The sequence below is a fragment of the Roseovarius sp. THAF27 genome, assembly GCF_009363655.1.
GTDB lineage: Bacteria > Pseudomonadota > Alphaproteobacteria > Rhodobacterales > Rhodobacteraceae > Roseovarius.
This window is the reverse complement of record NZ_CP045393.1, coordinates 1,850,878-1,875,198: the sequence shown is the minus strand read 5'-3', so window position 1 is coordinate 1,875,198 and position 24,321 is coordinate 1,850,878. Positions and strand designations below refer to the sequence as shown.

Annotated in this window: 20 protein-coding genes and 2 tRNA genes; 6 read left to right on the top strand and 16 right to left on the bottom strand. The window is 61.3% G+C overall.

The window, feature by feature from the left end:
* Positions 1–5 precede the first annotated feature (5 nt).
* The 7 genes from proB to FIU89_RS09255 all read right to left on the bottom strand — a co-directional run bounded on the left by proB (position 6) and on the right by FIU89_RS09255 (position 5,970).
* A complete protein-coding gene (gene proB / locus FIU89_RS09285) occupies positions 6–1,112 on the bottom strand; it encodes a glutamate 5-kinase (protein WP_152492331.1) in 1,107 nt (368 codons plus the stop codon).
* Entirely contained in the window at positions 1,100–2,137 is a 1,038-nt protein-coding gene (gene obgE, locus FIU89_RS09280) for a GTPase ObgE (RefSeq protein ID WP_152492330.1), read from the bottom strand. The genes proB and obgE overlap by 13 nt, the downstream gene beginning before the upstream one ends.
* Positions 2,138–2,299: 162 nt before the next feature.
* Complete coding sequence (locus FIU89_RS09275; RefSeq protein WP_152492329.1) at positions 2,300–2,836, bottom strand: GNAT family N-acetyltransferase; 537 nt, start codon at positions 2,834–2,836, stop codon at positions 2,300–2,302.
* Between the two features lie 215 nt (positions 2,837–3,051).
* Entirely contained in the window at positions 3,052–3,321 is a 270-nt protein-coding gene (rpmA, locus tag FIU89_RS09270) for a 50S ribosomal protein L27 (protein ID WP_152492328.1), read from the bottom strand.
* A gap of 11 nt (positions 3,322–3,332) precedes the next feature.
* Positions 3,333–4,070: a 50S ribosomal protein L21 gene (locus tag FIU89_RS09265; protein ID WP_152492327.1), complete on the bottom strand. Its 738-nt coding sequence runs from the start codon at positions 4,068–4,070 to the stop codon at positions 3,333–3,335.
* 223 nt (positions 4,071–4,293) lie between these two features.
* Positions 4,294–5,121: a DUF2059 domain-containing protein gene (locus tag FIU89_RS09260; RefSeq protein WP_152492326.1), complete on the bottom strand. Its 828-nt coding sequence runs from the start codon at positions 5,119–5,121 to the stop codon at positions 4,294–4,296.
* Between the two features lie 6 nt (positions 5,122–5,127).
* Positions 5,128–5,970 carry a DUF2059 domain-containing protein gene (locus FIU89_RS09255; protein WP_254701840.1) on the bottom strand — a complete coding sequence of 281 codons (843 nt, stop codon included), beginning with the start codon at positions 5,968–5,970 and terminating at the stop codon, positions 5,128–5,130.
* Between the two features lie 115 nt (positions 5,971–6,085).
* Here FIU89_RS09255 and FIU89_RS09250 point away from each other — a divergent pair.
* Positions 6,086–6,175 (top strand) — tRNA-Ser (locus tag FIU89_RS09250).
* A gap of 68 nt (positions 6,176–6,243) precedes the next feature.
* Here the strand turns inward: FIU89_RS09250 and FIU89_RS09245 are convergent.
* Complete coding sequence (locus tag FIU89_RS09245) at positions 6,244–6,849, bottom strand: response regulator transcription factor (RefSeq protein ID WP_152492325.1); 606 nt, start codon at positions 6,847–6,849, stop codon at positions 6,244–6,246.
* A 540-nt stretch (positions 6,850–7,389) separates the two neighbouring features.
* On the opposite strand from FIU89_RS09245, the gene FIU89_RS09240 reads away from it, so the two are divergent.
* On the top strand, positions 7,390–8,481 hold the full coding sequence (locus tag FIU89_RS09240) for an efflux RND transporter periplasmic adaptor subunit (RefSeq protein WP_152492324.1): 1,092 nt from the start codon (positions 7,390–7,392) through the stop codon (positions 8,479–8,481).
* Positions 8,478–11,567, top strand: coding sequence for an efflux RND transporter permease subunit (locus FIU89_RS09235; protein ID WP_152492323.1), 3,090 nt, complete (start codon positions 8,478–8,480; stop codon positions 11,565–11,567). Before FIU89_RS09240 ends, FIU89_RS09235 begins: the two co-directional genes overlap by 4 nt.
* Before the next feature lie 3 nt (positions 11,568–11,570).
* Here the strand turns inward: FIU89_RS09235 and FIU89_RS09230 are convergent, their stop codons facing one another.
* Positions 11,571–11,933, bottom strand: a complete 363-nt coding sequence (locus FIU89_RS09230; protein WP_216647064.1) for a cupin domain-containing protein — start codon at positions 11,931–11,933, stop codon at positions 11,571–11,573.
* A 421-nt stretch (positions 11,934–12,354) separates the two neighbouring features.
* On the opposite strand from FIU89_RS09230, the gene FIU89_RS09225 reads away from it, so the two are divergent.
* Together FIU89_RS09225 and FIU89_RS22925 are read left to right on the top strand one after the other, a co-directional pair.
* Entirely contained in the window at positions 12,355–14,394 is a 2,040-nt protein-coding gene (locus tag FIU89_RS09225; protein ID WP_152494461.1) for an NADH:flavin oxidoreductase, read from the top strand.
* 834 nt (positions 14,395–15,228) lie between these two features.
* Positions 15,229–15,522 carry a hypothetical protein gene (locus FIU89_RS22925; RefSeq protein WP_152492321.1) on the top strand — a complete coding sequence of 98 codons (294 nt, stop codon included), beginning with the start codon at positions 15,229–15,231 and terminating at the stop codon, positions 15,520–15,522.
* 399 nt (positions 15,523–15,921) lie between these two features.
* Here FIU89_RS22925 and FIU89_RS09210 read toward each other — a convergent pair whose 3' ends face one another.
* A complete protein-coding gene (locus FIU89_RS09210) occupies positions 15,922–17,061 on the bottom strand; it encodes a lytic murein transglycosylase (RefSeq protein ID WP_152492320.1) in 1,140 nt (379 codons plus the stop codon).
* Between the two features lie 390 nt (positions 17,062–17,451).
* Here FIU89_RS09210 and FIU89_RS09205 point away from each other — a divergent pair, with 390 nt between their 5' ends.
* Positions 17,452–17,718 carry an Imm7 family immunity protein gene (locus FIU89_RS09205; protein WP_152492319.1) on the top strand — a complete coding sequence of 89 codons (267 nt, stop codon included), beginning with the start codon at positions 17,452–17,454 and terminating at the stop codon, positions 17,716–17,718.
* Here the strand turns inward: FIU89_RS09205 and FIU89_RS09200 are convergent.
* From FIU89_RS09200 to FIU89_RS09175, 6 genes are all read right to left on the bottom strand, one after another.
* Positions 17,683–18,791 (bottom strand): IS3 family transposase gene (locus tag FIU89_RS09200; RefSeq protein WP_152492318.1). Its coding sequence is split into 2 segments (ribosomal slippage): positions 17,683–18,536 and positions 18,536–18,791, totalling 1,110 coding nucleotides; the frame shifts between segments, so codons are not numbered across the junction. The two genes, FIU89_RS09205 and FIU89_RS09200, sit on opposite strands and share 36 nt — an antisense overlap.
* A 360-nt stretch (positions 18,792–19,151) precedes the next feature.
* Positions 19,152–19,241 (bottom strand) — tRNA-Ser (locus tag FIU89_RS09195).
* Between the two features lie 93 nt (positions 19,242–19,334).
* Positions 19,335–21,779 carry a DUF3772 domain-containing protein gene (locus tag FIU89_RS09190; protein ID WP_254701867.1) on the bottom strand — a complete coding sequence of 815 codons (2,445 nt, stop codon included), beginning with the start codon at positions 21,777–21,779 and terminating at the stop codon, positions 19,335–19,337.
* Positions 21,780–21,817: 38 nt separating this feature from the next.
* Positions 21,818–22,849, bottom strand: coding sequence for a cysteine synthase A (locus FIU89_RS09185; RefSeq protein WP_152492317.1), 1,032 nt, complete (start codon positions 22,847–22,849; stop codon positions 21,818–21,820).
* Between the two features lie 58 nt (positions 22,850–22,907).
* Positions 22,908–23,870, bottom strand: coding sequence for an NUDIX domain-containing protein (locus FIU89_RS09180; RefSeq protein ID WP_152492316.1), 963 nt, complete (start codon positions 23,868–23,870; stop codon positions 22,908–22,910).
* A gap of 4 nt (positions 23,871–23,874) precedes the next feature.
* Positions 23,875–24,279, bottom strand: coding sequence for a TrgA family protein (locus FIU89_RS09175; protein WP_254701839.1), 405 nt, complete (start codon positions 24,277–24,279; stop codon positions 23,875–23,877).
* Positions 24,280–24,321 lie beyond the last annotated feature (42 nt).

Below are 24,321 nucleotides of genomic sequence, written 5' to 3'. Positions count from 1 at the left end.
GCCTGTCATATGGCCATATCGTCCCGATGTATGAGCGGCCCACGGGCAGGATAACCCAGCACCTCCTCGATCTGGTCCGAGCGCAGCCGCTTGATCCGCGCAGCGTCCGAGGCGTCGTAGCGCGTCAACCCCTGCCCTAGTACGGCGCCGGTTTCGTCCGCGACCTCGACCGCGTCGCCCCGACCGAACCGCCCGGTCACATCTGCGACACCGGCCACCAAAAGGCTGGAGCCAGCGCGCAGCGCCTTGACCGCGCCCGCATCGACGATCAGCCGGCCCTTCGGTTTCATGGCGGCGATCCATTGTTTGCGCTTTTGCTGCGGGTCGCCCTGCGCGGCGAACCACGTTGCCGGCGCGCCATTTTCCAGGGCACTGATCGGGTGCAGCACCGACCCTTCTGTAATCGCCATGTCGCATCCGGCCGCCGTGGCGGTCCGGGCGGCCAGCAGCTTGGTCTTCATGCCGCCCTTCGACAGGCCCGACCCTGCAGCGCCCGCCATCGCCTCGATCTCGGGCGTGATATGCGAGATCAGGTTGAAGCGTTTTGCGCCTGGATCGACCCTGGGGTTCGCGGAGTAGAACCCGTCCACGTCGCTGAGCAGGATCAACTGGTCCGCACCGGCGGTCACCGCGATCTGGGCCGCCATGCGATCGTTGTCGCCATAGCGGATTTCATCGGTCGCGACCGTGTCGTTCTCGTTCACGATCGGCACCACGCCAAGGGACAGTAGCTGTTCCAACGTTGCCCGGGAATTGAGATAGCGCCGCCTGTCGGCGCTGTCTTCCAGCGTGACCAGGACCTGAGCCGCGATGATGTCGTGCGTGGCCAAGACTTCGGTATAGGCGGTGGCAAGCTGGATCTGGCCGACGGCGGCAGCGGCCTGGGATTGCTCCAGCGACAGATCGGCGCCGGGCAGTTTCAGCACGCCCCGGCCAAGCGCGATAGACCCCGAGGACACCAGTATCACGTCGGTTCCCCGATTTCGCAGGCGCGCCACATCCTCGGCCAGCGCGATCAGCCAGTCGTGCCGCAGCTTGCCGCTGTCACGGTCGACAAGCAATGCAGAGCCGATCTTGACGACAAGCCGCTTCGCGTCGGCTACGGTTGCCACGGGGCGTCCTCGTCGTCACCCGACCGCTCGCGCAACCGGCCCTCGTCGATATAGGCCCGCAGCACGCGCAGCACGTCCGTTACCCCTTCGCGTGAGACGCCGGACATCAGCAGAACGCGCGATCCGGTCAGGGCCTCTAGCTCTTCCTTCAGAAAATCACGTTCTTCGTCGTCCAAAGTGTCTATCTTGTTCAGCACGGTGACGCGCGGCTTTTCGGCCAAACCACCGCCATAGGCCTCAAGCTCGTTTACGATGGTGCGGTAGTCGTCGAGAAGCGTGCCGGACGATCCGTCAACCAGATGCAAGAGGACGGCACAGCGTTCCACGTGACCCAGGAAGAGATCGCCCAGCCCCCGCCCCTCGGATGCGCCGTCGATCAGGCCGGGAATGTCCGCGACCACGAACTCGGTATTGTCGACGCCGACGACACCGAGATTGGGGTGCAGCGTGGTGAAGGGATAATCGGCAACCTTGGGCCGCGCGTTGGACGTGGCTGCCAGGAACGTCGATTTGCCCGCGTTGGGCAAACCCACCAGGCCCACATCCGCGATCAGCTTGAGGCGTAGCCAGATGGTACGCTCGACACCCTCTTGCCCGGGATTGGAGCGGCGCGGCGCCTGGTTCGTCGACGTCTTGAACCGCAGGTTGCCCCATCCGCCATTGCCGCCCTTGGCAAGGCAGACACGCTCGCCCACCTCGGTCAGGTCGGCGATCACCGTCTCCTGATCCTCGTCGAGGATCTCGGTGCCCACGGGCACGCGCAGCAAGATGTCGTCGCCGTCCGCGCCGGTGCGCTGCTTGCCCATCCCCGGCTTGCCATTGTCGGCGAAGAAATGCTGCTGGTAGCGAAAATCGATGAGGGTGTTCAACCCGTCCACGGCTTCGACCCAGACCGAGCCGCCGCCACCGCCGTCGCCCCCGTCGGGACCGCCGTATTCGATATACTTCTCGCGCCGGAAGCTGATGCATCCGTTGCCGCCGCTGCCCGAGCGGATGTAAACCTTGGCGAGATCGAGAAACTTCATGTCATGCCTCAGATGGCGTCAGGACCCGTGCGTAGTGCGAAATTCGATCCGGCTCAAGACTGCGGACGCAGGAACGTGCGGCTTGAGCTTGCGCCAAAGCTTGTCGCTCGGCCCTGTGAACCGACCCGCACGCCCGACGTGAACAAGGACCATGCCAACCATTCATACGGTCCGACTGTAGGTCCAGGTGGGCACCGTCGCCTTGCGCGCAACCGAAAAGCTTTCGGCATCGCCCAGATAGCGGAACCCACAATTCGTCAGGACACGGGCCGAGGACGCGTTGTCCTGAAAGACACTCGCGAAGATCGTGCTGGACTCCTGGGGATTGGCGTCGAGCAGTGCCATCACTGCCGCGCTTGCGAGGCCGCTGTTCCAGTAGGCGGGAGCGATCCAGTACCCGATCTCGGACTGGCTGCGGTCCATGCGAGTGAGGCCGATAAGGCCCATGACTTCGCCCCCGCCGATGCGCGTGCCATCCAGAACCCAGACATCCTCGGGATGCTCCAGGTCCATCACGCGGGCGATGAACGCCTCGGCTGTACCGGGGGGCATCGGATGCGGAATGGAGGACGTGAACCGCGCCACGCGCTCGTCCCCGGCATAAAGTCCCACAAGACCCGAATCCGATGCACGGATCGGACGAAGGTCAAAGCGTTCCGTTGCGATCAGCGTCTCGGGAACAAGCTCTTCGATTTTCATGTGCTGTCTCCTCCGAAAAGCACCATCACGTCCCAGGCCAAGGTTGCGTCGACAAAGCCGCGCACCATCCCAAGTGCAGCCTGCCTTGCCATGCGGATCGGCATCGTCCGGTCTACTCCGTTTGTCCGGAACGGATGCGGTCACGGCCTGGCACATTGAAAAAGGGGACCGGCGATGTGCCGATCCCCCTGAATATCTTGCCTTGAAGGTTCGGCTTACTCGGCGGCCTCCGCCACCGGGAGAACCGAAATAAAGGTACGGCCCTTCAGGCCCTTGCGGAAATGCACGGCGCCTTCGACAGTCGCGAAAAGGGTGTGGTCCTTGCCCTGCCCCACGCCGTCGCCCGGCCAGAACTTGTTGCCGCGCTGACGCACCAGGATGTTGCCGGGGATCACGGCTTCGCCGCCGTATTTCTTGACGCCAAGACGACGGCCGATCGAGTCGCGACCGTTTCTGGATGAACCGCCTGCTTTCTTATGTGCCATATCGTCTCTCCTTAGCCTTTAGCCAGTTCTTTGGCCTGTTCGACCCAGCCTTCACGCTCGATGCGGCCTTTGAAGGACAGTTTCTCGTCCATCTCGGCGATGTCATCGGCGGTCCATGCCGCGATCTGGGCAAACGTGGTCACGCCTGCCTCATGCAGTTTCTTTTCCAGCGCCGGACCCACGCCGGACAGCTTCTTCAGGTCGTCACCACCCTCGGCCTTGGCGGCTTTCTTGGGGGCAGCCTTCTTTTCCTCGGCCTTCTTCTCGGCTTTGGGTTCGGCTTTCTTGGCGACGCTCTTTTCCTTGGCTTCGTCGTTCTTCACACGCTTGGCCATCTCGGCCTGCTCGGCCTTGTTGTCGGCATAGCGGGTCTTGCCCATGCCGACGGCCAGTGCGCTGGCGCCGACCGCAGCCTTCACGCCCGACTTGTCCGCGCCTTTTTCAAGGATCTCGGTCACGCGCAGGAGCGTCAGCTGCTGGCGATGGCCGCGCGTCCGCTGCGAGCCGTGCTTCCGGCGGCGCTTGACGAAGTTGATGACCTTGTCGCCCTTGATCTGATCGACGACCTCGGCCTGAACGGCCGCGCCTTCGATCAGCGGAACGCCGACGACCGGGCTATCGCCGCCCAGCATCAGGATCTCGTTGAACTGGACTTTCTCGCCGGCATCCGCTGCCAGCTTCTCGACGCGCAGCATATCGCCCGACTGGACCTTGTACTGCTTGCCGCCGGTTTTCAAAACCGCAAACATCTTTCGCTTCCCTTTGTCTTCCGCGTTCTGTGGCCCCGGGATCAACCGGCGTTAGGTGCCTCGAACGGCGCGCCCCCGAGGGGCGTAAAAGATTAAATCCCGCACGAGTCACCCCGCCGGGATGGCCGCTTATCCTAGGGGTGCGCTCCAAAGTCAAGCCTTGCACCCGCCGCAAAAGCGGATTTTCAGGACCCTGCCGGCATTGGCCGACTGCCGGATGGCGTCAAAGTTCTTCGCTCCGCATGTGTTCAGCCACCGCCTGCCCCAGCAGATACGAAATTTCATCGTACATCCGGTCGTAGGCGTTGAATACGGCCGTGTTCAGAACTCGGCCCTCGTCGGTGCGGTAAAGCTCGGCGTAAGAGGCCAGTTCCTGAGCTTGCAACGGTCGGTAGGCGGTCATCAGGAATGAGCCCAGCCATGCCTCGGATTCCGCGCGTATGGACGACTCCTGCGCCCAGACATCGGCCAGCATGTCGGATTCTCCCAGGTCGATGGCGCCGCCGTCGGCAAGACCGCGATAGAACATCAGGTTGGCGTTCATCGCGCCCATGACGTTGTATTCAACAAGGTCGCTGTCGGCGATGATGGTCTCGACCTGTTTGAAAAGCTCGGTTTGCTGATCCTGCGCGTCCTGGTAGGCGTCGATCGCGGCAAGTTCGGTTTCTTCGCTCAGGAACGCTTCGCGGGCGTCGATTTCGAGACCAATGATTTCCTTGCCCAGGTCGCTTTCGAAGAATGAGACCAGAGGGGCGACATCCTCGCCGTCCAGCGCGGACTCGAATCCTTGCGTGATGACCGCTTCCATCTTCTCGGCGTCATAGATACGCGACACGGTCCGATTCCAGTCGTCGGGTGACACATCGGGAAGCATCTCGGCGCCGATCTCGGCCCCATAGCGCAAGCCTTCCTCGCGCATGATTTCAACTGTATCGCCAATGCGCATGAGGGCGATAAGTCGATCGCTGTCACTGTCCTGCGCCCGCACCGAACTGCAAAAGATCAGCGCCGCCGAAAGCGTGCCGATCACAAAAGATCCTGCGCCAGTCATTGCGGTTCAGAGCTCCTGTCCAGGGTGCATTTCGGCCATGCGGGCAGCAAGGACCTCAAAGCGGTTCGCCATGATCTCGTACTGCACCGCGTTCATCAGCTGATAGACGGTCTGCATGTCGGGATGCTCCAGCGCCTTGAGATAGGCCTGCAACTCGTCGTTCGAGAAATTCTGGTACGTATAGGCTGCACCTGCGAGGGCCGAGACCCGCATCGCCTGGCGCATTTCGTCCTCGCCCGCCTTCATGGCGGCACGAAGCGCCCGTTCATCAAGGTCCTGCTCGAGAATGCCGGCATTGGATGCGGCCATCAGAAACCGAACCTGGATCTCTTGAACGGCTCGTACCGAATTGCCGTCGGAATCCACCGCTTCGTTCAGATTCTGAAGGGTCTCGACCCGTTCATCGCCCTGTTCCACCGCATCGGCCACGAGCGCACGGCCCTCCTGCTGCTTGGCCTCATCATCTTCGACCATGTGCGAGGTGTTCTCGGCTTCGACCAGCCGCTGACCCAAAGGCGACGCATAGAACTCCGCGGCATGGGACAGGTGCTCGTCGCTCAGGGTTTCGGACAGGATGTCCAAAGCCATTTCCTGCATCTTTTCGGTGTCGAAAACCTGCTGTGAGACACGGCTCCAGTCCGATCCGAAGTCGCCGGTCTGCATCCCCAGCATCGCCGGCGCGTCGCCGGCCGCGAGTGCGATACTATCGAGGGCGACCCCGAAACCCGTCACCTCGAGGAAAGCCTCAAGCCTGTCGCGGTCGGCGGCACGGGCCTGCATTGCGGCAAGCAGCGCAACAGCCAGAGCGGCAATGAAAACAAGGGGACGAATTGTGCGTGATAGGGTCACGATACCTCCTGGGGTCTCACGGTTCCCCTCAACCTAGGCAAAATCCGAAACGAAACAAGGCAATCCCCTTGTCACTCCGTTCAAAGGCGATTAAACGCACCCTCCAGACCCCCGCGGAGAGGTGCCGGAGTGGTCGAACGGGGCGGTCTCGAAAACCGTTGACCCTTCACGGGGTCCCAGGGTTCGAATCCCTGTCTCTCCGCCATTTTATCTGCCAAAGTGAGATAATGACGCAGACATTTCTCGGGTTTGCGCAACGTTTCGTGGCCTTCGCTAGACCAGCCCCATGTCTCGCCCGAGCATCGCCGCATGGGTGCGATTCCTAGCGCGCAGTTTGCGCGACAACGTCTTGACGTGAAGCTTCACCGTTACTTCCTGGATCTCCAGATCCCGGGCGATTTCCTTGTTCAGCTTGCCCTCGGCCAGCCGTCTCAGGACTTCCTGCTCGCGCGGCGTCAACGACGCGGCGTTGGTCGCGGTCGGTGCGTCTGCAAGAAAATTTTCCGGCAGAAAGGTTTCTCCAATGAGCATTTTCCGGATCGCTGTTAACAGAGCCTGGGGATCGAGCGTCATGGGAAGAAAACCCGCGGCGCCTGCACGCAAGGCGCGCCGCGCGATATCCGGTGGGGCTGTGCCCGACAGGATCGCAACCGGGCAACCCGACAGGGCACACATCCGGGTAAGACCGGACAGCGCCCCCATACCCGGCATTGTGTAATCAAGCAGGATCAGGTTGAATGGGCCTCGTTCGGCGTTGATCTTGAGCGCCTCGTCAAGCGAGCCCGCCTGCTCGACGCGAAAACCGGCATTGGACGTCAAATAAAACGCAATCGTGTCCCGGACGAGGGCATGGTCATCGGCCAGCAGTATCTTGTTCATGACCGTGCTCTGTTTACATTATCGTTTTGCGCCGTGCTTCCGCGCCGGACAGGCTTCAACCGGGACGGGCACTCTTACAGCTCATATCATCGCACTATCGCCGGCACCAATCCTATCGCAAGCAGAGGCTGAGCCGGCTTTCAAGCTGCTTGTCAAACGGGCTCCAGGATGTCGATCCTTACAGACGCAAAGCCCGCGGCATGAAGATCTTCAGTAACGGTTATTTGATCACACGCGCGCCGACGATGATTGCAACAGCCTCACCGCAGGACCGCGAGTTGGCGTATATCGCCGATTGATACGTAATTGACCCTTATCAATCCCCAAAAGCTAAGCTGACAAGGAACTTCCACGATTGTGGATCTGCAATTCTAGCTTTGCCCACGTGCGACCCACACCAGACCGGGGGCAATTTTGCGTTCTCGGTTAATGGGGTCCGACCCTGCGCAGCGCTTGCTATTCAGTCCCGTTGGATTAACCTGCTGCAACCTTTCTGCCTCGTTCTTTTTTCGCGGCGGAAAGGAGCCATGGAGCCGCCGGATGTCCGTTTTCAAACAGCTTTTGCTGATCTGCCTCCTTGGGGGGATCGGATATGGCTGCTACTGGGGTTACGAAACCTATCTGGCACCTCCGGCAGAGGCTGCCGAAGCACGCGACTCCGGCCCGGTGACCATCGAAGTTGCGGCGGCAGAAACGCAACGTGTCTATCAGACCGTGGAAGCGGTCGGCACGACCCGGGCCGCCATCTCGATCGAGATTGTACCGGAGTCGGACGGACGCATCGTCGAGCTTGCGATAACGCCGGGCGCCCAGGTCGAGCAGGGCGCGCTTCTTGTCAGGCTGGATGATGCGATCGAACGCGCCGACCTCGCGGAAGCCGAAGCGCGACTGACCGAACGGCGCCAGGTGCTGGAACGGATAGAGCAGTTGCGCAGCACCAATGCTGTCAGTCAGGCGTCACTTGAAGAGGCGGTGGCTCGTCTAGCCGAAGCCGAAGCCCAGCTTGACCGAGCCAGGCAGCGTCTCGACGACCGGACCATCCTTGCACCGTTTGCCGGTGTGCTGGGCCTGGCCGAAGTGGATCGCGGCGCGCGGGTGACAAGCGACGACGTGATCACGCGCCTTGATGACCTCAGCGAGGTTGAGCTGGAATTTTCCCTGCCGGAGACACTTTTTGCACAGGTGCGGCGCGGCATGACGGTCGAAGCGCGCAGCGTGGCCTTCGACGACCACATCTTTGAAGGGCAAATCGATACCGTCGACAGCCGCATCGACCCGGTCTCGCGGGCGTTTCGCACCCGCGCCGTAATTCCCAACCCCGAAGGGCTGCTGCCTGCCGGCATGTTCATGTCGCTGACCCTGACCCTGTCCGAAAGCGACGCGTTGATGGTCCCGGAAGAAGCCATCGTGTTTCAGGCCGCCGAGACCTATGTATTCGGCGTGTCCGACGGTGTCGCGATACGCACCCCGGTGCGCACAGGTCAACGGCAGGATGGCCAGGTTGCCATCTTGTCGGGATTGCAGCCGGGCCAGGAGGTCGCGATACGCGGCCTGGGCCGTCTGCGTGACGGTGCGGCAGTGAAGGTCAAGGCTGCGGAGCTGTCCCCGGACGCGTCCGAGGGCGACACATGACGTTGTCCGACATTGCGGTCCGCCGCCCTGTTCTGGCTGCCGTGGCCAGCCTCCTGATTCTCGTCTTCGGCCTGGCGTCCGTTCAGGGCATTCCGGTCCGCGAATTGCCGGACGTGGACAACGCCGTCGTGACCGTAACGACGGACTACCGCGGCGCGGCGCCCGAGGTTATCGACACCGACATAACTGAAACCCTCGAAGGTGCCGTCGCCGCGATAACCGGCCTGCGCTCCATCAGTTCGGAATCGCGCCAAGGGCGCAGTCGGATCACCCTGGAGTTCGAAGCCTCGCGCGATTTGGACAACGCGGCCAACGACGTGCGCAATGCAATCGGCAGGGTCACGGGCCAACTGCCGGAGGAAGCGGAAGAACCGCGCGTGGTCAAATCCGACGCGGACGCCGATCCGGTCATGCGGCTGGCCGTCACGTCGGACCGGATGACCACCGCCGAGATCACCGACTATATCGACCGCTTCATCGCCGATCGGATCGCCACGGTCGACGGCGTGGCCGACCTGAACATCTATGGCGAGCGGCCGTTCGCCGTGCGCATCTGGCTCGACCGCCGCGCGCTTGCGGCCCGCAAGCTGACCGTCGCGGATGTCGAGACGGCCTTGAGGCGCAACAACCTGGAACTGCCCGCCGGAGAGGTCAAGTCACAGAACAGGCAGCTAACCGTCCGACTGAACTCGCGCCTGAGTAGTATCGAGGATTTCCGCGATGTCGTGCTGGACCGTGTGGCAGGCTTTCCGGTACGCTTGGGCGATGTGGCGCGGGTCGAGCCCGGCGTTGCCGACGACAGCACCATCGTGCGCACCGACGGAACCGATGCGGTGGGTATCGCCGTGCTGCGCCAGAGCAAATCCAACACGCTTGCCATCAGCCAGGCCGTACGTGCCGAAATCGCGGCCATCACGCCTACCCTGCCCCAAGGGATGACGCTGATCGTGGGCTCGGACGACGCTCTGTTCGTAGGTGCCTCGATCCGCGAGGTATTGATCGCGTTGAGCATTTCGCTCGGGCTGGTTGTGTTGGTGATCCTCGTGTTCCTGCGCAGCCCGCGCGCCACGCTGATCCCATTCGTGGCGATCCCCGTCTCGCTGGTCGGCTGTTTCATCCTGATCGCGGCCTGGGGATTCTCACTGAACACGCTGACGCTCTTGGCGTTGTTGTTGGCGATCGGCCTGGTGGTCGACGATGCCATCGTCGTTCTGGAAAACATACAGCGGCGGATCGAGATGGGCGAGACGCCACTCGCTGCCAGCTATCGCGGCGCTCGCCAGGTGACATTCGCGGTCATCGCAACCTCGTTGACGCTGATGGCGGTTTTCGTGCCGCTCTCGTTCATGCCGGGCCAGGTCGGTCGCCTGTTCGTCGAGTTCGGCTGGGTGATGGCCGGAACGGTCGCGATTTCGACCTTCGTGGCGCTGACCGCCTGCCCGGCACTGGCGTCCAAGGTCTTGCGACAGCGCGACGGTGTGTCCTCGGACGACAGCGAGAGACTAGGCTGGACGCAACGGGTCTACCAATCCCTGCTGCGGCGGGCCGTAGGCGCGCCGCTCGTCGTTCTTGCGGTTTCGCTGGCAGCGACCGGCGGCGCGGCCCTTTTCTATGACGACCTGCCACGCGAACTGGCCCCGCGCGAAGATCGCGGCGTGGGCTTCGTTCCCTTGACCGCACCGCAGGGCAGCACCGTGGAGCATTCGGATATCGCGGCGCGTCAGGTCGAGGAGATCCTCGAGCCGTTGCGTCTGTCCGGCGTGATCGAGACGGTTTTCACATTTACCGGATGGGGCAACCGTCCGTGGCGATCGTTCGTGGTGTTTCGGTTGGCACCCTGGGAAGAACGCGACATGACCGTGGCGGAGGTGGTCGGCCAGATCGCGCCTCAGATGGGGGACGTGACCATCGCACGGGGCTTTCCCGTCACACCTGCGGGCCTGGGACTGCGCGGCAACTCCACCCCGGTCCGAGTCGTGGTCGGAGGACCGGATTTCGAAAGCGTAAAGGAATGGGCAGAGCTCTTGCAAGCCGAGGCCGAGACCATACCGGGTCTGGTCAATCCCGAGATCGATTTCGATCAGAACCTGCCACAACTGGACATCTCCATCGACCGCGCCCGCGCCGACGATCTGGGGATTTCGGTCGAAACCATAGCCAACACGTTGCAGACACTTCTCGCCTCGCGCGAGGTAACCGGATTTGTCAGCCGGGGACGCGAATACCCGGTCATCCTGCAAGCCGAAGAAGCCGACCGCAACACGCCCTCGGACATCGACAATATTTTCGTGCGGGCCGGTGACGGGGATACACTTGTACCGTTAGGGGCTTTGGTAAACCTGCGCGAGAATGCCGCCGCGCCCAGCTTGCGGCGCTTCGACCGGCTTCCTTCGGTGCAGTTGTCCGGCGCGCTTGAACCCGGAGCGCAACTCGGTACCGTGCTCGACACGATCGAAACCGCGGCGCTCACCATATTGCCGGTCCAGGCAAAGATCGGCTACGAGGGACAATCGCGCACCTTCAAGGACACCTCCGCCGGAGTTGGCTTTGTTCTGGTCCTGTCTTTGCTGATCGTGTTCCTGGTACTGGCTGCCCAGTTCGAAAGCTTCGTGCACCCTGTCACCATCATGCTGACGGTGCCTGCGGGCCTGGCCGGCGCGATCTATGCAATGGCCCTCGGGGGGCTGACGCTGAACGTCTACAGCCAGATCGGGATCATCCTGCTGGTGGGCCTTGTGGCCAAGAACGGTATCCTGATCGTGGAGTTCGCCAACCAGTTGCGCGGCGAAGGGCTGGACATACGCGAGGCGGTGATCCGGGCTGCCGCTCTGCGCCTGCGCCCGATCGTGATGACGGTGATTTCGACGATTCTTGGCGCCCTGCCCCTGGTCATGGCAACCGGCGCCGGTGCCGAAAGCCGTCAGGCGATCGGCACGGTGATCGTGGCGGGCCTGTCTTTTTCGGCCGTGCTCATGCTGGTGGTGACGCCGGTGCTCTATGATCTTCTGGCCCGCTTCACCCGGCCGCAGGGCGCGTTGGAAAAACGGCTCGACCGGGATCTCTCGCAAGCCAGGGCGGCGATGTAGGTTCTATGCTGCTGGTGGGCTTTCGCGGTCCTCGGCAAATACGGCGATCATACAGCCCGTTTTGGTATGGGAGGTATGTTCCGTACCTGGCGCGAGCCAGACCACGTCGCCTTGACGATAGACCATGCCGTCATTGTCGATAAGCTCGCCTTCCAGCATCAGGAATTCTTCGGCGCCGCCATGACGATGCGGTGTGGTGCGCGCGCCAGGTTCCATGCGGTAAATATAAAATCCCACATCCCGTGGCAGGTCGGTGTTGAGCTTCAACATCGATGTGCCGGGTTCGGTGACAGGGTCATAGGGCTGAAACGCATCCTCGTCCCGGATATTGGCGACGCGGCGTTCTTCTTTCTGAATCGGTTTCATGCTGCCTCCTTGGCGGTCCCGAACAAGAAGATAGGCGAAACGCGACGATTCACAAAGCGCCAGTTCGACGATGTTCGCGACGCCACGCGCCGGAATTTCGTAAGTCTGCGCCACCGGAAACCGACAGGGTCAGCCGACCTGGTTTGGACCCGCCCGCTTTGATCCCGCAGGTCCATGCTGACGCCGCCAGCGATGCCCGAGCCTGGTCTCGCCAGCGGATGAAACGTTGGAAGCTGCGGTGCGATGCTTGAAGAAGCCTGGTTGGCCCGCTGCACGACCGCACCTGATCCCGTGCGTCCAAGTCGGACCCGGGGCGCTCGCCGGCCTCTTCTTGGCTCGGCACGAGGTCCACCACAGACGCCAGCTTGACGCGCCAACACATTTTCCCGAACAGTCGCACTGTCAGCAAAGGAGCCTGCCCTTGACGCAAGATCCCCTTCTCCAGCCGTTTCAACTCAAGCATCTGACGCTGAAAAACCGGCTGATGATCACCAGTCACGAACCGGCGTACCCCGAGGACGGTCTGCCCACCGATCGCTATCGCGCCTATCATGTCGAGCGTGCGCGAGGCGGCGTTGCATTGACCATGACGGCAGGTTCCGCCGTCGTGTCCCGCGACAGCCCGCCCGCTTTCAACAATATCCTGGCCTACCGGGACGAGGTCGTGCCGCACATGAAGGCGCTGACCGACGCGTGCCACGACCATGGATGCGCGGTGATGATCCAGCTGACCCACCTTGGCTGGCGCACGCGCTGGGACAAGGGGGATTGGTTGCCCAGTCTGGCACCCGGACACACCCGGGAACCCGCGCACCGGGCATACCCAAAGAAGATGGAAGACTGGGATATCGCGCGCATCATCCAGGACTATGCCGATGCGGCCGAGCGGATGCAGGCGGCCGGCCTGGACGGAATCGAACTCGAGGCATACGGACATCTGATGGATGCCTTCTGGTCCTCGCAATTGAATCACCTCGATGGGCCGTATGGCGGCGAAAGCTTCGACAACCGGCTGCGTTTTGCCATGGACGTCCTGTCTGCCATCCGGGCACGTGTCGGGGATGAATTCATCGTCGGCATGCGCTACGTCGCTGACGAGGACAAGCAGGGTGGCCTCACCCGGGAGGACGGGATCGAAATCACCAGGCGCCTCAAGTCCTGCGGAATGGTCGATTTCCTGAACGTCATCCGTGGCCATGTCGCGACGGACGCCGCCCTGACGGACGTGATCCCTGTTCAGGGGATGCGGTCCAGCCCGCATCTGGACTTTGCCGGCGAGATACGTGCCGAGGCGCAGATTCCGACCTTTCACGCGTCAAAAATCCAGGACGTGGCGACCGCCCGCCATGCCATCGCCACCGGCAAACTGGACATGGTCGGGATGACTCGTGCCCATATCGCCGAGCCGCACATCATCGCCAAGATCATGCGCGGAGAAGAGGAGCGTATCCGGCCTTGCGTGGGCGCGAACTACTGCCTTGACCGGATCTATCAAGGTGGCATGGCACTTTGCCTTCACAACCCTGCCACGGGGCGCGAAACCGAGCAGCCTCACGAGATCCCGCCTGCGGACACCCGCGGCAGAGTGTTGGTCGTCGGCGCTGGTCCGGCCGGTCTGGAAGCCGCCCGTGTATCGGCGGCGCGCGGGCACGAGGTTGTCGTGCACGAGGCCGCAAACGAACCCGGCGGGCAGGTTCGCCTGACCGCGCAGACAGACCGTCGCAAGGAAATGATCCAACTGATCCAGTGGCGCTTCGAGGAATGTCAGCGTTTGGGCGTTTCCTTTCGTTTCAACTCGTTGGCTGACGCAGACACCGTGCGAGACCACGCGCCCGATATCGCGATCATTGCCACGGGTGGATTGCCCCACAGCGAGGTGCCAGGCGGTGGCGAGGACCTGGTGATCACCGCCTGGGACATCCTGTCGGGTGACTCGCAGCCGGGCAGCAACGTGCTGATCTACGACGAGGCGGGTGATTTCGCCGCACTCCAGGCAGCCGAAAAAATCGCCGCGACCGGCGCGAAGGTCGAGATCATGACTCGCGACCGCAGTTTCTCACCCGAGGTCATGGGCATGTCCCTGACACCATCCATGCGGACCCTTCAGAAACACGACGTGACTTTCACGGTGATGTGGAGGCTTGACGCCGTGCGCCGCGAGGGCAACGCCCTTCTGGCCACGATCGGCAGTGACTACGGAGGCGTGCAACGCGAACGCAAAGTCGATCAGGTTGTCGTCAATCACGGGACGCGCCCGCTCGACGATCTCTATTTCGATCTGCGTCCCGGATCGTCCAACCTGGGGGAAGTCGATTACGACGCGCTGATCGAAGGCCGCGCGCAGGATCTGACGCGAAACCGCGACGGCGCCTATCGCTTGTTCCGCATCGGAGACGCCGTGGCCTCGCGCAATACCCACGCGGCGATCTTCGACGCGCTGCGGCTGTGCAAGGCGCTGTGACATGCGGTCGGTCAGGACGATCCATGTCGTGTCCGCCCATGCCGAAAGTGAGGTGGGCGATGTCATCGTCGGTGGCGTTCTGCCCCCGCGCTTGAAGCGTTTGCCAATGCTGCGTAGGCGGATTCTGGACATTTTCAGTGGCTCTGGACGCGGTGCGGTCGCTCAAGTCAAGTCTTGCAGGGTTTGACACGGTTGCGCCGCCTGCCCTTGTGCCCGTCGTCGAAACCCATGTCGGCAAGCGCAGGCCGACCAGTGAGCCCTGCCCTGCGATGGATGGCTTCAGACCGTGAAAGGGTCCGGCAAGCCGCTTGAGAGCCGGCGCCGCGCGACGTTGAATAACTCGGCGCACCTCCCATGGTATCCGGTGTTCATTGCGTTCGTTGTCACCCACCCGAAGAAACCTACCCGGTTCTCGGCGGTAGGGAATCTACGCACGGCGGCACACCGTGGTTCGAGCAAGGTTCTGGGAACCGTTCCAAACCCTCCGGGTCTTCGTCGCCCGACGCAATCCGGGTCCGACCCGCTATCTGCCTATCGGTTGCCGAACAAGCCTGGGATGGTAAATGCGCGAGATCGTCGGCGCGCGGACGTCGATTTGTCAGGGTAAGGCGGGTTATCGGCAGATGTGGCAAGTGGCGGAGGGAACGGGACCAGCATCGACCGTTCTCCGCGTTCCTGTGCGTCCAAAAGCAGGATACTCGGTACAGTGCCGTCTGGTACACCCGTAACTTTCATCAAGCTTTCCAAACGAGCATGTCGCTTAGGACTTATTCTGTTGAAACACTCTCGCTTGATCGGTGGGCATCACGCTGATTCAATTCCGCAACCAAGACGATGCTGAACCGAGTGACGGCGAAGGTCGACCTGACTCCTCAACGACTGATCGCGGATACCGCCTACGGCACCGGGCCGATGCTGGGCTGGCTGGTTGGCCTGAAAACAAGCGCAGGTGCAGAAGCCACGTTTGTCCCGGGTCATAGTGAAATCGCTTGGGCGAAGGCGCTTGCTGCCGCATTCGAGGTCAATCCGGCAATTCGAAGCGCCGAGCGAGTCTACGATTGCGAAAGCACTCTCGCGTCTGAATGGTCACGATTGATCGCCCACCATATCGGTTTCCATACAGCATAAACTTCCGCCGAAAGCCTCACCCGAGAAGCGAGTGTGCAGTTGGATAATTTGATCTAGCATGACAGAAGGTTCTGATAAGCGCTCGCTGCAGTGCGGAATTCTTAATCCGTTGAATGTCGGCAGTGGGCCGGTAGCTAACCAGTTCGACTACAATACGGTTTTGAGGGTACCCGTGCTTTGCTGCAAGCTTTAATTCTTGACCTGTCTGCGATGGAGCTTCGGCAACGGCCTATGCCATCTAGAAATGAGCTACATGTCCGTCGCCAGAGTACTTCGGAGTTCTGAGGCGTTTTGGTAACGGAGGCTCAACAACGACTAGCTAAGCGTCTTCGGGTTCACCTATATCTATCGCGTAAAGGTCTGCCTGAGTGCCGCAACATGCCGGAGAGAGCCGCACTGCTACAGGCTTTGAAGCAACCCTTGCGATGGAGTGCCTGTCACAGGTAGGCCGCGGCTTTCTTGGTAGGCGCGGATTGCAGCCTCCGTGTCGCGACCAATCACACCATCCGCGCCCTGGGTATCGAAACCACGCGCAGTCAGACGCTTCTGCAGGCGCACTCGATCAGCCTTGGTTAGGCCGTTGGCATCGGGTGGGAACGCCGTCCGCAAAGGACCACCGCCGCGAATACGGTCGGACAAATGCCCGACGCCGATCGCATAGGCGTCCGAGTTGTTATAGCGCTTGATCACACTGAAATTGCGCGTGGTGGCGAAGCGTGGGCCGCCGGGCTGTGGCTGAAGTGACCCATTGCTTGTCTCAGACCCCCAGCGAACACCGCGCTGCCAACCATTGCGTTGCAGATAAGCGGCCGCAGAGGCCAAAGCATCGCTGGGGTCATCAGACCAGATGTCGCGCCGTCCATCGCCAGTGTAATCAACAGCAAATTGCAGGTAAGATGTTGGGATGAACTGGGTGTGGCCCATCGCCCCTGCCCAGCTACCCGTCATCCGGCTGGCCGGAGTATCGCCATTCTGAACAATGCGCAGTGCCGCGATCAGCTGCTGTTCGAAGAACTGCCCGCGTCGACCATCAAATGCCAAGGTCGAAGTGGCCGATATCACAGGCACCTCCCCCCGCCTTTCACCGTAGAAGCTTTCCAAGCCCCAGATAGCGGCGATGATATAGGCATCCACACCATAGCGATCTTCAAGCGCCATTAGCGTTCCGCGATGGCGAGCAAAGGCGGCCCGTCCCTTTTGGACCCGCTCCTCCGAGGCGGCAATCGCGAGGTAGTCCTCCAGGCTGCGTTTGAACTCGGTCTGATTACGGTCCCGCGTAACAACCCCCGGTAGATAGCCGGTATCACGGAAAGCCGAGGCGAGAGTGCTTTGTGAAATGCCTTTCGTCGCTGCGCGCTCGCGGAAGGAAGCAACCCAAGCATCGTAAGTTACATTTGGTACGGGCCTGAGATCGGCCGGAAGACCACTCGGAATGGTGGATCTGACCGTGCCTGGCCCTGAACTGCCACAGGCGGATACGCCCAAAGCAATCGCCCCAAGCCCAAAGTTGCGTCTTGTTATTTGTATCCGTCTGCTCATCACTTGATGCGTTTTCCCTACTAAGGAGGCCCTCCGGGACTAAGACACCGAGTGGCCGTTCTTGATGCCTAATGCAGGATTGAGCCTCGGTCCATCTAGATATTCAAACTAGCTGTGGGAGCGGCACCGGTCTATGACGTTCGTCCAGTTTGTCACGGATGGTGTGAGGTCGCAATCATCGTACTTTGCTTTCGCAGTAAGCGGAAGGTTTTATGGGCCGCGAGGCAGTATCTAGCGGACCTTATGACCGGTAGTAATGTAGCGGGAGCGAGTATGTGCCAGCTTTCGGACCAACGTCAGCTGTGCGGACAAAGCTGACGTTCCTTCTGCGCCGAAAAATGACTAGTATTGGGAAAATGAATTGAGGGCAGCGCCTAAGCTGAGCTGAGCATGATAGAACTGCATGGCTGGTCTACAATCAGAGAAGCGTTTCGCGAACAAGATGAATCTGATGAAGTGTTGTCTTCTGCAATTTCGCAAATTGAGCAGGCTATCAGTAAGTTGAGCGATTTCAATCTGGCTGCAAAGCTAATGTCGCAGAACGGGATTAATAGCCTGCTGATAAATGGAAACTTTAATCATCGAGAAATGGTGACCTGCTCCCCTTGGAGTCCACATTTATCAGTTAGCTCTGTTCAGGGTTTGGTCCTCTTCTGACCGTTGGTGATACTCCCGCGGCGTGAGCCCGTCGAGGCTCGAATGCGGGCGGTGTTGATTGTAGTCTTCGCGCCATGCCGCAATCATGCGGCAGGCATGGCGCAGAGACGGGAACAGATGCTCGTTAAGGCATTCCTCGCGCATCCGGCCGTTGAAGCTCTCGACCAAGCCATTCTGCATCGGCTTGCCGGGAGCAATGTAATGCCAGTCGACCTTGCGGTTCTCCTGCCATTTCAGCATCGCATTCGAGGTCAGCTCGGTGCCGTTGTCGCTGACCACCATGCAAGGGTAGCCGCGCAGTTCTGCGATACGGTCCAGCTCGCGGGCGACACGTGCACCGCCGATTGATGTGTCGACGACAGCTGCCAGGCATTCCCGGGTGAAGTCGTCAATGACGTTCAGCACCCGGAACCTGCGACCGTCCTCAAGCGCGTCGGACATGAAGTCGAGTGACCACCGCTGGTTCGGTCCCTGCGGTATCGCCATCGGCGTTCTAGTGCCCACCGCACGCTTGCGACCGCCCCGTTTACGAACGGTTAACCCTTCTTCGCGGTAGACACGATAGAGCTTCTTCCAATTGAGCTCCCAGCCTTCGCGCCTTAGCAGAATATGCAGCCGACGATACCCGAACCGCCGCCGTTCAGAAGCCAGTTCCTTCATCCGAGCGCGCAGCTCTGTGTCCTGCGGTCGCTTCGTCTTGCGCCGATACACACGCGGTTCGATCCCGGCCAGCGCACAGGCGCGTCGCTGATTGTAGCCCTTGGTCTTCATAGCCCAGCCCACGGCATTCCTCCTCGAACCGGGCTTCAGAAGTTTTTTCCGAGCATCTCTTTCAGGGTGGCAACGTCGAGCATCTGCTCCGCCAGCATCTTCTTCAGCTTCGCGTTCTCAGCCTCCAATGCCTTCAGACGCCGGGCGTCAGACACCTCCATGCCGCCATACCTCGACCGCCACTTGTAGAACGTGGCGTCGCTGATCCCGTGCTTGCGACACAGCTCCTTCGCACCGAAACCAGCCTGGTGCTCCTTCAGGATGCCTATGATCTGCTCTTCGCTGAAACGGCTTCTCTTCATCATCTGTCTCCTTCGTTGGAGAACAGGCTAACCTTAAATCGAGGACATTTCGGGGGAGCAGGTCAGAAGTTCCGGATCAAACCAAAGGCCGATACGGTTTGACGTTAGTCGCTATTAGTCAATCGCGACCGAAATCGAAGGCAACAGGTAGCGCGTTTGGAATGGTATTTATTATCAGCCCCTTGAAAGGCTATTCACCAAATCGGCGCAGTCATCAGGTCCAGAGACTATCGGCCCTGAGAGACCGCTTCCGGGCCTCCTCGCGCCGGGGCCAGTGCTCAGCCTCTCCCGCATAACTCTCGAAAACAACGGAAAAATCAGTCCGCAACCGGAAGGGGAGAACGCTTTCGCGAGGGCAAGTGGCGGAGAGACAGGGATTCGAACCCTGGAGACGGTTTCCCGCCTACACGCGTTCCAGGCGTGCGCCTTCGACCACTCGGCCACCTCTCCGGTCTGGCCTCTTTATCGTCAGCGACAAGTCCAGTTCAAGCGCTTTCTTGCGCGTGACCGCACCCTCGGAGCACGGCCATCCTGCAAAGCCGATCAACGGCCGTCTCCCGCTCCGCCGCCGCCATCGGCGTCGCCGTCCATGTCCGGTGGCTCGTCCTTTTGGCGTGGGGCAGTCGGAACGTTGGGGCTGGACGGCTTGGTGGCTTGCGCAGCCACCCCGTCTTCGCGGGTCCCGCCGTTCAGGACCTCGGCATTGCGGATCCAGATGTCGCGCTGGGCGAACGGTATTTCTATTCCGGCTTCCGCGAAACGGTGTGCAATCTGATGGTTCATCTCCGAATGCACGGTCAGGATATAGTTGACGTCACGCAGGATCGCCCGGATCTCGAAATCCAGTGAGTCGGCACCGAAACCGCGGAACACCACAAAGGGCGGCGGGTTCAACAACACCAGCGGGTGCGCCTCCGCGATTTCCTGCAGGATCCTGTCGACCCTCTCGGTGTCTGTTCCATAGGCCACGCCGACCGGCACGATAAGACGCCCGACGGTGTTGCCGCGGGTATAGTTCGTCACGCGGCCCGACACCAGATCGGCATTCGGGACAATCACGTCCGAGCGGTCAAAGGTCTGGATGATCGTCGAGCGCACAGAGATATCCTTGACGTTGCCGTGAATGCCGCCGACCTCGATCCAGTCGCCTTCGGAAATGGGACGCTCCACCAGCAGAATGATACCGCTGACGAAATTGGACACGACGTTCTGCAGACCGAACCCGATACCGACGGACAATGCCCCGGCGACATAGCCGAGGGCGGTTAGGTCGATGCCCGCGCTGGTAATGGCGATCACGGCTGCAAGGAATATCCCGACATACCCCACACCGGAGAGGATGGCATGGCGGCCGCCGGTGTCGATCCTGGTCTTGGGCAGGATGGTATTCTTCAGCGCCCCCTGTAAAAGACGCGTGGCGAAGTAGCCCAGTACGAAAATGAACGCGAATGTAAGAAATATCGTGGGCGATATCCGCGTCTCACCGATAAAAAAACCTTCGGCGGCCCGGCTGTAAAGTTCCGTCAGGTCTGCAACCCGAGCGCCCCACAAAAGCGCGAAAATCGGCAATGAGAGAACAACCAGAACCACCCCGGCCAGGATCGGGATCAAAGATTCGGCCGCACCGGCACGGTTCTTGGTGATAAGGACGTAGACCTCGACCACGACACGCTGCAACACAAGCAGCATCGCCAGAAGCTCAATCGAACCCAGCGAAGGATACAGCAGGGCCTGCGCCAGCCGGAAATAGCCCACCGCGCCGAGCACCGGCACAATGATGGCCAGTGCGGTCATGAGAAAGGCCAGGATGCCAGTCATGCGCGAGCGGTAGGTTTCCTCACCGTCATCCTCGGCATCGGCCTTCACATGTTCGCGCAACAGATTCGCAATCCGGAACACGAGGAGGCAGCACAAGACCATCAACGGGTACAGGATCACGACCGAGGCAGGCCTGCTCCATTGCGCGATCTCGCCGACCTGTTGCAGAAAGAAGCTTCCCGCGGCCAATCCGCCGAGAAGCATCCCGTAGAACCGACCCTTGCGGCGGCTTTGCGGCGACAGGTTCAGAGGTAACGTGCGCGCTTCCTTTGCCGGGAAAACGCGCGAGGCAAGCCAACGCGCCAGAAGGAATGCGAAGACCAGCGGCCCGAACACGTCCAGAATCCGTCCGCCGCGCAATCCCACAAAGCCACTGCTTGAAAGCGCTTCGATCAGGAAATAGACCCCGAAAAAGGGCAGGAACAGGCTACCCATCGAGACTATGAAACCGATGATCCAGCGCGCCGCGCCCGGGTCTTCTCCGAGTATCTTGCGCGTCAGGGCGTGTGTCCATTTTCGTCCCCTGCCGACCAGCACGAGGCCGATCGCCGACAGGACGAGGATGACCGGAATATCCTTCCTGGTTTCATCGCGCTGGATCGGATTGCGCCAGGCTGCGTCGGCTTCGGATCTGAGGGCTGCGAAGGTACTGCCGAGCGCGGCCAGCCCTTCCGGCCAATGGACCGGGTTCAGCGGAGACGGCCCGAATTGCATAATCTCGTCTCTCTGACGCTCCCGGATGATCGCGTCGATCCCTTGGATCAATCCGTCGGCGCGGGTATGAGCCAGTTCGGCCAAGCGTACAGGTTCACGCAACCGCGCCATGCGATCGTTGAGAAGCTTGCGCGCCGAGGCGATTTCCGCAACTTCCGACTCGCCGTCCTCGGGTGGCGGACCCAGGGCTTCGAGTTGCCGCGTCACTGTCTGTATCGCGTTTCGATTGGTGTCCTGCTCGTCCAGGAACCGCTGTCGCCAATTCGCCAGCTCGCTGCGCAGGGTCTCCAGCGCATTGGTCGAGGCACGACCGGCCTCGATCGCCTCGTCGGCGCGGGATGCCACCCGGTCCCATGCCTCGTAGTCAATCTCGGTGGATGACCCCTGCGACTGTGCCATGGCAGGCGGCGCAGTCGCGACAAGTGACACGGTAACCGGGGCGGCAAGCCCGGACATCAACAGCGCTACGGCAATCAGGCAGCGCACGAGGTGGGTCATTCGACAAAGACCCCGGGAATGCTGCGCGGCGCCTCGGTCAGCCAGCCGGGTGTCGGCAGGTTTTTCTCGCGCAGGAATTCCGGGTTGAAGAGCTTGGACTGGTAGCGCGTGCCGTAATCGCACAGAATCGTGACGATCGTGTGCCCCGGCCCCATGTCGCGGGCCATGCGCATTGCTCCTGCCACGTTCACCCCGGTAGAGGCCCCCATGCACAGCCCCTCATGTTCAAGCAGGTCGAAGACAATCGGCAAAGCCTCTTCGTCCGGTATTTGGTAGGCGAAATCAGGCGTAAAGCCTTCGAGGTTGGCGGTAATCCGCGCCTGACCGATGCCTTCGGCGATGGAACTGCCCTCGGCTTCCAGTTCTCCGGTCGTGTACCACGAATAGAGCTTTGCTCCCATCGGGTCGGCGATACCCATCTTGACGCCCTTGGACTGAAGCGCCATCGAAACGCCCGCCAGTGTGCCGCCCGACCCGCAAGCACAGATGAAGCCGTCGACCTTGCCGTTCGTCTGGTCCCAAATCTCGGGGCCGGTGGTTTCGACATGGGCCTGACGGTTGGCGGTGTTGTCGAACTGGTTTGCCCAGATCACGCCCTTCTCGGCGGTCTCGGACAACTTCTGCGCCAGCCGCTCGGAGTAGCGCACGAAATTGTTGGGGTTCGAATAGGGCGCGGCCGGAACCTGAACAAGCTCTGCGCCTGCAAGCGTCAGCATGTCCTTCTTTTCCTGGCTTTGCGTTTCCGGGATCACGATCACGGTCTTGAAACCCATGGACGCGCCGACCAGCGCCAGCCCTATGCCGGTGTTACCGGCCGTTCCTTCGACGATCGTCCCGCCCGGTTTAAGATCACCGCGAGCGACAGCATCCGTGATGATCGACAATGCGGCCCGATCCTTGACCGACTGGCCGGGATTCAGGAACTCGGCTTTGCCATAGATGTCGCAGCCGGTTACTTCGCTGGCCTTGCGCAACTTGATGAGGGGGGTGTTTCCGACCGCGTCGGCCAGATCCTTGGCGATCCGCATCGCTGAGGCTCCTTAAATCGGGTATTCCAAGTCTGATTAAGGCGGAACCGCCGTGAACTCAAGCAGATGCGCGCAGGCGCGTGCGTTCCCGTTCGAGCCAGAGCAACAATGCAAAGAGCGGGCCTATATTCACTTCGCCCGTGCGCGTCATCGCCATGGCTGCGTCAAAGCCGATGACGTGGCGGCGCAGGTCCTCATGCTCGGCCTCCAGCCCTCCATGTGTCTCTCCTGTTTCCGGCAATTCGCACAGCCCGACATAGCAGTGAAACAGCTCGGTCGAGCATCCGGGTGAGCAATAATGGGAGCTGACATGCAACAGCTGGGTCAATTCCAGATCGGCCTCCTCGCGGCATTCGCGCCGCGCCGCCTGTTCGGGTGTTTCGCCGGCATCGACACGGCCCGCGACCGGCTCAAGCACCCAGGGCAGCGGATCACCACGGTCAAACGGACCCATGCGGAACTGCTCGACAAGCAGAATTCTGTCGCGGCGAGGATCGTAGGGCAGCACGACGGCCGCGTCGCTGGCGACAAAGACCTCTCGGCTTACGGTATTGCTCATCCCGCCATCGAACTGCGGGTGACGCAGGCGATAGCTGCGGGTCAGGTAGAACCCTTCATGCGGTGTGTCGTGGGAGACTATCTCGACCTCGGCGCCACGCGTCGCACTTCGAAGGTCCGCCGGTGCCGGCATCCGTTCGGCGGCGGCTTGCGTTGCGGCGCGCGCCAAGATCATCTGACGAAGAGGTGCCAACTCTTGCAGGGATCGTCGCCCGAAATATCCCATGATCTCGTCCGCGGCGCATTCCAGTACCCTTGCGGAAAGGGCTTCATCCGCCCGAAGCACGGTGTCGTCAGACCTCTCTTTGCGTGAAAGGCCGGCGACTTCGGCGAAAAAGATCGCACGATCTGCCGCCACCCCCTCCAGCATTCGCACTGTCTCGTCGGGCACCACGGTGGTGCCAGCGACGCGCCAGATCAAAGCGTCGGTCCACGCCGGACCGTCAAGAACCACCCGCGTCATCCGGTCAGCGCCAGCGTCGCGCAACCCATTCCGAGACCAGACCGATCACGATGCCGCCCACCACGAGCAGCACGATCAGCGGTATGTGCCACATCGTGAAAAGGTAATCTATTCCGATCTCGAAAATGGCGATGATCCCTTCGACGGGACCGTCATAGCGCTTTTCCAGCGCCAGCCGCAGCATCTCGTTGAAGCTCTGCAGGAAGAGCGCCCAGAATACCAGAGCGCCCACGCCTGTCAGCCCCGCACCGATGGCGTTGCTGTAGCCATAGTTCAAACGCGATCCGATCACGATCCACCCCGAAAGAAGCCCAAGCACGACATTGACCTCGTTGAACCAGCCAAAGCCGGTGCCCTCCGGCATAAGCGGCCGGAACATTTCGGACGCGTACCAGGCCAGGATCGCCATCAATATCGCAGCGACGCCTCTTCCGGTGGTGGGCATACTGTC